Below are 8,766 nucleotides of genomic sequence, written 5' to 3'. Positions count from 1 at the left end.
GCCCGGGTTGCGCAGGCGGTGGACCGAGGCGATCGGAATGTAGGTCGACTATCTCTTCCATGACCTTGCCCTGGGATTCTTCAGGGATGTCGATGGTGACGTTCTCGAACGGTTCCTGCTTCACGCCGTCGACTTCACGGATGATCACTTCAGGACGGCCTACAGCCATCTCGAAGCCTTCACGGCGCATGGTTTCGATCAGAACCGACAGGTGCAGCTCGCCACGGCCCGATACCTTGAACTTGTCAGGAGAATCGGTTTCCTGGACGCGCAGGGCAACGTTGTACAGCAGCTCTTTGTCCAGACGGTCCTTGATGTTGCGGCTGGTGACGAACTTGCCTTCTTTACCGCAGAACGGCGAATCGTTGACCTGGAAGGTCATGGAAACGGTCGGCTCGTCGACGGTCAGCGGCTTCATCGCTTCTACCGCGTCCGGGGCGCACAGGGTGTCGGAGATGAACAGCTCGTCGAAACCGCTGATGCAGACGATGTCGCCAGCCTGGGCTTCTTCGACATCGACGCGGTGCAGGCCGTGGTGGCCCATCAGCTTGAGGATACGGCCGTTACGCTTCTTGCCGTCGACGTCGATGGCAACCACCGGAGTGTTCGGTTTGATGCGACCACGGGCGATACGGCCAACACCGATAACACCCAGGAAGCTGTTGTAGTCCAGTGCGGAAATTTGCATCTGGAACGAACCATCACGGTCGACGTTCGGCGCAGGTACGTTGTCGACGATCGACTGGTACAGGGCAGTCATGTCTTCGCCCATCTCGGTGTGGTCCAGACCGGCGATGCCGTTCAGGGCCGAGGCGTAGACGACTTTGAAGTCCAGCTGTTCGTCGGTGGCACCGAGGTTGTCGAACAGGTCGAAGATCTGGTCCAGAACCCAGTCAGGACGCGCGCCCGGACGGTCAACCTTGTTGATCACGACGATTGGCTTGAGGCCAGCTTCGAAAGCCTTCTTGGTCACGAAGCGGGTTTGCGGCATCGGGCCGTCTTGAGCGTCGACCAGCAGCAGTACCGAGTCGACCATCGACATTACACGCTCGACCTCGCCACCGAAGTCGGCGTGGCCGGGGGTGTCGACGATGTTGATGTGGTAGCCGTTCCAGTTGATGGCGGTGTTCTTCGCCAGAATGGTAATGCCGCGCTCTTTTTCCTGGTCGTTGGAGTCCATGACGCGCTCGTCGTTGAGCTCGTTACGCTCCAGGGTGCCGGACTGGCGCAGCAGTTTGTCGACGAGGGTAGTTTTACCGTGGTCAACGTGGGCGATGATGGCGATGTTACGCAGATTTTCGATCACAACTGTATCTCGATCAGAGGATTCGGTTGCCGCCAGTTTAGGCGGCCAATATGAAGGTAAAAGGCTTAGCGGGCCCGGTGGTCGGGAGGGCGATGGCGGATGCTGCCGCCATACAGCCCTGGCGTCTTATGCCGGACGATAAACACGCACATTGGCATGTCCCTCACTGAGCAGGTGGTGTGCATGCAGACGGCTCATCACACCTTTGTCGCAATACAGCAGGTACTGGCGGTTGCCATCGAGCTGCTTGAACTTGCTGTTGATCGCATAGAACGGCATGGCCTGGACTTCGACGCCCTCGAGCACCAAGGGTTCGTCTTCCTGGGCATCGGGGTGACGGATATCGATGACGATCTGGCCCGGCAGCGCCTCGGCCACTTCCTCGATCTCCACATCCTTGCCCAACTCGTCGATCACGTTGTCGATGGAGATGAACTTGGCGCGCTCCAAGGCGCGCTCCAGCACCGCCATGTCGAACTGCTTCTCTTCGTGCTCCATGCGGTGGCGCTTGGCATGGGTGGTCGGGTTCACCGAGATCACGCCGCAGTACTCAGGCATGTGCTTGGCGAACTCGGCGGTGCCGATTTCGTAGGCGGTGTCGATGATGTCCTGCTTGTGGCTGGCCAACAGTGGGCGCAGCACCAGCTTGTCGGTGGCCGAGTCGATGATCGACAGGTTCGGCAGGGTCTGGCTGGACACCTGTGAAATCGCCTCGCCGGTCACCAGCGCGTCGATCTGCAGGCGCTCGGCCATGTGCGCGGCGCCGCGCAGCATCATGCGCTTGAGGGTCACGCCCATGTAGCTGTTGTCGACCTTGTTCAGAATTTCGCCGACCACTTCTTCGAACGGCACGCTGATGAACAGCACGCGCTGGCTGCTGCCGTATTTCTTCCACAGGTAGTGGGCCACTTCCATCACGCCCAGCTCGTGGGCACGACCGCCGAGGTTGAAGAAGCAGAAGTGGGTCATCAGGCCGCGGCGCATCATCTGGTAGGCCGCCACGGTGGAGTCGAAGCCACCGGACATCAGCACCAGGGTCTGTTCGAGGGCGCCCAGCGGGTAGCCGCCGATGCCATTGTGCTGGTTGTGGATGACGTACAGGCGCTGGTCGCGGATTTCGATGCGCACCAGCACTTCGGGGTTCTTCAGCGTGATGCCGGCTGCGCCGCATTGCTGGCGCAGCTGGCTGCCGACGTAGCGGTCGACGTCCATCGAGGTGAAGTCGTGGTGACCACCGCGCTTGCAGCGCACGGCGAAGTGCTTGCCGGCCAGCAGGTGGCCGAAGTGCTGTTTGCACTTGGCGACGATGTCGTCGAAGTCGCCGAGGGGGTACTCCTCGACTTGCAGGAAATGGGTAATGCCGGGCGTGCAGCTAAGACGCTCGATCATTTCGCGCTGGACCTTCTCGTCCTCGACGCGGGTGACCACTTCGAGATTGTCCCAGACACCGTCGACCGCGAGCTCAGGATCGAGGTCCTTGAGCACGACGCGGATGTTCTTGCCGAGCTGGCGGATGAAGCGCTTGCGCACCGGCCGGCTCTTGATGGTGATTTCTGGGAAGACTTTGACGATGAGTTTCATGGGTTTAACAGCGCGCCCAGGGCCTACCGAAAATGAGGGGCGCGAATTATAGCGGAAATTGCTCAAGGTTTGAGCAACTTTTGTACAGAAGGTTTGTAGCGCGGTATCGGGGCATCTATATCCGGCCAATTCGTCGGCAAACCTGTCGATAAGCCCCCAGAAAGAGCACAGCCCAACCATCTGGCACCATAATGGATCACTTCGATCGAATCTCGCCCATTATTGGTGCGTTTTTCGTCGGCACTCGTAGCCTAAATGCCTGTAGACGCCCCTTTTTATCCCGCACTCGCCATTTTCGGGCACTGGCATGCAATTTGCTCCCTTGTGAGGCAGGTAAGCTTGGCCGACTATCCGCGCCCGGCAACACCCTTTTTCCAGGGCAGCGGCCCACCGCGCTCTAGACCATCCGGAGGACAACATGTCGAAGTCGGTTCAACTCATCAAAGATCATGACGTCAAGTGGATTGATCTGCGTTTCACGGACACCAAAGGCAAGCAGCAACACGTCACCATGCCAGCTCGCGACGCCCTGGATGAAGACTTCTTCGAACAAGGCAAGATGTTCGACGGTTCGTCCATCGAAGGCTGGAAAGGCATCGAAGCCTCCGACATGATCCTGAAGCCGGATGACAGCACTGCCGTCCTGGACCCGTTCACCGAAGAGCCGACCCTGATCCTGGTCTGCGACATCATCGAGCCGTCCACCATGGACGGCTACGACCGCGACCCACGCGCCATCGCCCGTCGCGCCGAAGCTTATGTGAAAAGTTTCTTCAAAGACGAAAGCGCCACCGTCCTGGTCGGTCCAGAGCCTGAGTTCTTCATCTTCGACCAGGTCAAGTTCAAGTCCGACATCTCCGGCTCGATGTTCAAGATCTACTCCGAGCAAGGCTCCTGGATGACCGACCAGGACGTCGAAGGCGGCAACAAAGGCCACCGTCCAGCCGTCAAGGGTGGCTACTTCCCAGTTCCACCGGTTGACCACGACCACGAAATCCGTACCGCCATGTGCAACGCCATGGAAGAAATGGGCCTGGTCGTCGAAGTTCACCACCACGAAGTGGCAACTGCCGGCCAGAACGAAATCGGTGTGAAGTTCAACACCCTGGTCGCCAAGGCTGACGAAGTACAGACCCTGAAGTACTGCGTACACAACGTTGCCGACGCCTACGGCAAGACCGCTACCTTCATGCCGAAGCCACTGTACGGCGACAACGGTTCGGGCATGCACGTCCACATGTCGATCGGCGTCACTGAAAACAAGAGCTACAAGAACCTGTTCGCTGGCGACAGCTATGCCGGCCTGTCCGACACCGCCCTGTACTTCATCGGCGGTATCATCAAGCACGGTAAGGCCCTGAACGGCTTCACCAACCCGGCCACCAACTCCTACAAGCGTCTGGTGCCTGGCTTCGAAGCGCCGGTCATGCTGGCCTACTCGGCCCGTAACCGTTCGGCCTCGATCCGTATTCCTTACGTTTCCAGCCCGAAAGCCCGCCGTATCGAAGCGCGCTTCCCGGACCCAGCTGCCAACCCATACCTGTGCTTCGCTGCACTGCTGATGGCTGGCCTGGACGGCATCAAGAACAAGATCCACCCAGGCGATGCTGCCGACAAGAACCTGTACGACCTGCCGCCTGAAGAGGCCAAGGAAATCCCACAGGTTTGCGGTAGCCTGAAAGAAGCCCTGGAAGAGCTGGACAAAGGCCGTAAGTTCCTGACCGAGGGTCGCGTGTTCTCCGACGACTTCATCGATGCCTACATCGAGCTGAAGTCGGAAGAAGAGATCAAGGTTCGCACCTTCGTTCACCCGCTGGAATACGACCTGTACTACAGCGTCTGATCGCTTCTCTGATCCAGCGTCTAGGAAAAGGCCTCCCTCGGGAGGCCTTTTTTCGTTCATGCAGATCAGACTTTATCCATTCTGGTTCAACAAGCGACGGGGGCATTCTGCGGCGCCTTTAATAAAAAAAGATGCTGCCTATGCCTATGCCTATTGCCGTCATACCCCTGCTGGCCTCCCTGCTGTTGCTGGGCGCTTGCACACATAAGGAAACACCCCAGGTGCGCAGCGACCTGCTGCTCAGTACCAGCACCAGTTGGGATGGAACCCTGTACCCAGCCTACCCCCCCAGGCGCACCGCAACTGACCCTGCAGAATATTCACGTACCGGCTGAAACCACGCTGCCGTGGCATTGCCACGCAGCCCCCAGCGCGGCCTATGTGGTCGCCGGAACGCTGGAAGTGGAAACACCGAGCGGCAAGCGCATCAGCGTCGGCCCCGGGCAGACACTGGCCGAAGTCGCCAACACCGTTCATCGAGGCCGAACCGGCAAACAACCTGTCGAGCTCCTGATGTTCACTGCCGGTAACGCCGGTGTGCCGCTCTCGACACCCGCGCCTGCCTGCCAGGCGAACACCCTCCACTGCCTTTGCGAGTAACCATAATGAGCCTACGCCATACCCTTGCACTGCCCCTGCTGATCGGTCTGTTCGGCTGCACCACAAACGCATCCGCTTCACCGCTGGATGACCTGCTCGATGCAGTAGAACAGCGCCTGCGACTCGCTGAAGCCGTCGCACTTCATAAATGGGACCAGCGCAGCCCCGTGCATGCCCCCGAACGCGAACGCCAAGTCCTCGAGCGCGTGGCTGAAGAGGCGCCACAGCACGGGCTGACCCCCGAGCGAGCGCAGGCCTTCTTCGGCGATCAGATCGAGTCCAACAAGTTTGTCCAGTACAGCCTGTTGAACACCTGGCATTACCGCGGCGAAGCGCCTGACACCGAGCGCAAGGACCTCGAGACCGAGATACGCCCGGAACTGGACGCGCTGCAAGAGCGACTGCTGAGCGACCTGTCGCAATTCGACCAGCACGCCCTCCCCGACTGCCACAAGCAACTGGCGATCGCCCTCTCGGCACGTCCAGGCGATGCTCTGCTACAGCACGCCATGGTGCGCGCCACCGGGCAACTCTGCCCACTGCCTTGAATGCAATGCTCTATATTGGTGCAATAGAGCGCTGAGCGCTCTGCCAAGCAACCCAATTTAGGTCACGGGAAGGGTCAACGCGGCCTTTCCTGTGCCGAATTCGCGCAGTTTCAGGTCTCTATCCGGAAATTCCGCTTCTTTTCGGAGCCTTGGTTTGGTTCTTGCATTTTCCCGGAATCAGCAGGAATACCTGCGTGCCCGCCCCAGGCATGGCCGCGGGCATCCCATGCCGGAAAAGCGCCAAAAGAGGTCAACGACGCACCATGACCATCAGCGATGCCCAGCACCGTCTGCTCCTGGACAACCTGACCACCGCCACCTTGCTGCTCAACGGCGAACTGCGCCTTGAGTACATGAACCCGGCGGCGGAAATGCTCCTGGCCGTGAGCGGCCAGCGCAGCCACGGGCAGTTCATCAGCGAGCTGTTCACTGAATCGACCGAAGCGCTCAATTCCTTGCGCCAGGCCGTGGAACAGGCGCACCCATTCACCAAGCGCGAAGCCCAGCTGACATCCCTCACCGGGCAGAGCATCACCGTCGACTACGCCGTCACGCCGATCCTCTACCACGGCCAGACCTTGCTGCTGCTGGAAGTGCACCCGCGCGACCGGCTGCTACGCATCACCAAGGAAGAGGCCCAGCTCAGCAAGCAGGAAACCACCAAGATGCTGGTGCGTGGCCTGGCTCATGAAATCAAGAATCCCCTGGGCGGTATTCGCGGCGCGGCACAATTGCTGGCGCGCGAGCTGCCCGAGGAAAGCCTGCGCGACTACACCAACGTGATCATCGAGGAAGCCGACCGCCTGCGTAACCTGGTCGACCGCATGCTCGGTTCGAACAAACTGCCCTCGCTGGCCATGACCAACATTCATGAAGTGCTGGAGCGGGTCGGCAGCCTGGTGGAGGCGGAAAGCCAGGGCTGCATCACCTTGGTGCGCGACTACGACCCGAGCCTGCCGGACGTGCTGATCGACCGCGAGCAGATGATCCAGGCCGTGCTCAACATCGTACGCAACGCCATGCAGGCCATCAACGGGCAGAACGAGCTGCGCCTTGGCCGCATCACCCTGCGCAGCCGCGCGGTGCGCCAATTCACCATCGGGCACATTCGCCACCGGCTGGTGGCGCGGGTCGATATCACCGACAACGGCCCGGGCATTCCGACGGAACTGCAAGACACCCTTTTCTACCCAATGGTAAGTGGTCGCCCGGACGGTACCGGCCTGGGCCTTGCCATCACCCAGAACATCATTAGTCAGCACCAGGGCCTGATCGAGTGCGAGAGCCACGCCGGCCACACCACGTTCTCGATCTTCCTACCCTTGGAACAAGGAGCCACAGCCCCATGAGATGAAGTGAAACCGTGTGGATCGTCGACGATGATCGCTCCATCCGCTGGGTCCTGGAAAAAGCCCTGCAACAGGAAGGCATGACCACCCAGAGCTTCGACAGCGCCGATGGCGTCATGGGCCGCCTGGCTCGCCAGCAGCCTGACGTGATCATTTCCGATATCCGCATGCCCGGTACCAGCGGCCTCGACCTGCTCGCGCAGATTCGCGAGCAGCATCCGCGCCTGCCGGTGATCATCATGACTGCCCATTCCGACCTGGACAGCGCCGTGGCGTCTTACCAGGGCGGCGCCTTCGAGTACCTGCCCAAGCCATTCGACGTCGACGAAGCGGTGTCGCTGGTCAAGCGTGCCAACCAGCATGCCCAGGAGCAGCAGGCGCTGGACGTGCCCCAGGCACTGGCGCGCACCCCGGAAATCATCGGCGAAGCGCCGGCGATGCAGGAGGTGTTCCGCGCCATCGGCCGGCTCAGCCACTCCAACATCACCGTGCTGATCAACGGCGAGTCCGGTACCGGCAAGGAGCTGGTTGCCCATGCCCTGCACCGCCATAGCCCACGAGCGGCGGCGCCGTTCATCGCGCTGAACATGGCGGCGATTCCCAAGGACCTGATGGAGTCCGAGCTGTTCGGCCATGAGAAGGGGGCGTTCACCGGCGCCGCCAACCAGCGCCGCGGCCGCTTCGAGCAGGCCGATGGCGGCACGCTGTTCCTCGACGAAATCGGCGACATGCCCGCCGACACCCAGACCCGCCTGCTGCGTGTGCTGGCCGACGGCGAGTTCTACCGCGTTGGCGGCCATGTGCCGGTGAAAGTGGATGTGCGCATCATCGCCGCGACCCACCAGAACCTGGAGTCACTGGTGCAGGCCGGCAAGTTCCGCGAAGACTTGTTCCACCGCCTGAACGTCATTCGTATTCATATTCCGCGCATGGCGGACCGGCGCGAGGACATCCCGGCCCTGGCCCGCCACTTCCTCGGCCGCGCTGCGCGTGAGCTGGCGGTGGAGCCCAAGTTGCTCAAACCGGAAACCGAGGAGTTCATGCGCAACCTGCCGTGGCCCGGCAACGTGCGCCAGCTGGAGAACACCTGCCGCTGGATCACCGTGATGGCCTCCAGCCGCGAGGTGCTGATCGGCGACCTGCCGCCAGAACTGCTCAACCTGCCCCATGACGCCGCCCCCGTCACCAACTGGGAGCAAGCGCTGCGCCAGTGGGCCGACCAGGCCCTGGCCCGCGGCCAGTCGAGCCTGCTCGACAGCGCCGTGCCGAGCTTCGAGCGCATCATGATCGAAACCGCGCTCAAGCACACCGCCGGGCGCCGCCGCGATGCGGCAGTGCTGCTGGGCTGGGGGCGCAATACCCTGACGCGCAAGATCAAGGAGTTGGGGATGAAGGTCGATGGCGGGGACGATGATGAGGGTGATGAGCACTAAACCCCACTGACTGAACTGACGCATTCGCGGGCAAGCCCGCTCCTACAAGGGCAGTAATTGTAGGAGCGGGCTTGCCCGCGAATGCGTTCTGAAGATCGCTACAAAT

Annotated in this window: 7 protein-coding genes; 5 read left to right on the top strand and 2 right to left on the bottom strand. The window is 61.0% G+C overall.

Annotated elements, in window-relative coordinates:
• Positions 1-1,306: GTP-binding protein (locus ACQKPE_RS25170; protein ID WP_427669396.1), on the bottom strand; the 1,306-nt coding region annotated here is incomplete at its 3' end.
• Between the two features lie 126 nt (positions 1,307-1,432).
• Positions 1,433-2,887: a tRNA uracil 4-sulfurtransferase ThiI gene (gene thiI, locus ACQKPE_RS25165; RefSeq protein ID WP_427669394.1), complete on the bottom strand. Its 1,455-nt coding sequence runs from the start codon at positions 2,885-2,887 to the stop codon at positions 1,433-1,435.
• A 418-nt stretch (positions 2,888-3,305) separates the two neighbouring features.
• Here thiI and glnA point away from each other — a divergent pair, with 418 nt between their 5' ends.
• The 5 genes from glnA (at position 3,306) to ntrC (ending at position 8,660) form a co-directional block, all read left to right on the top strand.
• Positions 3,306-4,730, top strand: a complete 1,425-nt coding sequence (gene glnA, locus ACQKPE_RS25160; RefSeq protein ID WP_427669393.1) for a type I glutamate--ammonia ligase — start codon at positions 3,306-3,308, stop codon at positions 4,728-4,730.
• Positions 4,731-4,991: 261 nt separating this feature from the next.
• On the top strand, positions 4,992-5,330 hold the full coding sequence (locus ACQKPE_RS25155; RefSeq protein ID WP_427669392.1) for a cupin domain-containing protein: 339 nt from the start codon (positions 4,992-4,994) through the stop codon (positions 5,328-5,330).
• Positions 5,331-5,335: 5 nt separating this feature from the next.
• Positions 5,336-5,878, top strand: coding sequence for a chorismate mutase (locus ACQKPE_RS25150; protein WP_427669391.1), 543 nt, complete (start codon positions 5,336-5,338; stop codon positions 5,876-5,878).
• A gap of 263 nt (positions 5,879-6,141) precedes the next feature.
• The gene (gene glnL, locus ACQKPE_RS25145) at positions 6,142-7,227 is read left to right on the top strand and encodes a nitrogen regulation protein NR(II) (protein ID WP_427669390.1); all 1,086 of its coding nucleotides are present in this window, start codon (positions 6,142-6,144) and stop codon (positions 7,225-7,227) included.
• Positions 7,228-7,241: 14 nt separating this feature from the next.
• The gene (gene ntrC / locus ACQKPE_RS25140) at positions 7,242-8,660 is read left to right on the top strand and encodes a nitrogen regulation protein NR(I) (protein ID WP_427669388.1); all 1,419 of its coding nucleotides are present in this window, start codon (positions 7,242-7,244) and stop codon (positions 8,658-8,660) included.
• Positions 8,661-8,766 lie beyond the last annotated feature (106 nt).

It is taken from the genome of Pseudomonas sp. NPDC089554 (assembly GCF_050280645.1).
Taxonomy (GTDB): Bacteria; Pseudomonadota; Gammaproteobacteria; order Pseudomonadales; family Pseudomonadaceae; genus Aquipseudomonas.
Note: the sequence above shows the minus strand (reverse complement) of the source record. Positions and strands in the feature narration are given on the sequence as shown.

Excerpts from the sequence above, each read along its gene's own strand:
- glnA (WP_427669393.1), top strand. The coding sequence starts at position 3,306 with ATGTCGAAGTCGGTTCAACTCATCAAAGATCATGACGTCAAGTGGATT.
- thiI (WP_427669394.1), bottom strand. The coding sequence starts at position 2,887 with ATGAAACTCATCGTCAAAGTCTTCCCAGAAATCACCATCAAGAGCCGG.
- ACQKPE_RS25150 (WP_427669391.1), top strand. The coding sequence starts at position 5,336 with ATGAGCCTACGCCATACCCTTGCACTGCCCCTGCTGATCGGTCTGTTC.
- ACQKPE_RS25155 (WP_427669392.1), top strand. The coding sequence starts at position 4,992 with ATGGAACCCTGTACCCAGCCTACCCCCCCAGGCGCACCGCAACTGACC.
- glnL (WP_427669390.1), top strand. The coding sequence starts at position 6,142 with ATGACCATCAGCGATGCCCAGCACCGTCTGCTCCTGGACAACCTGACC.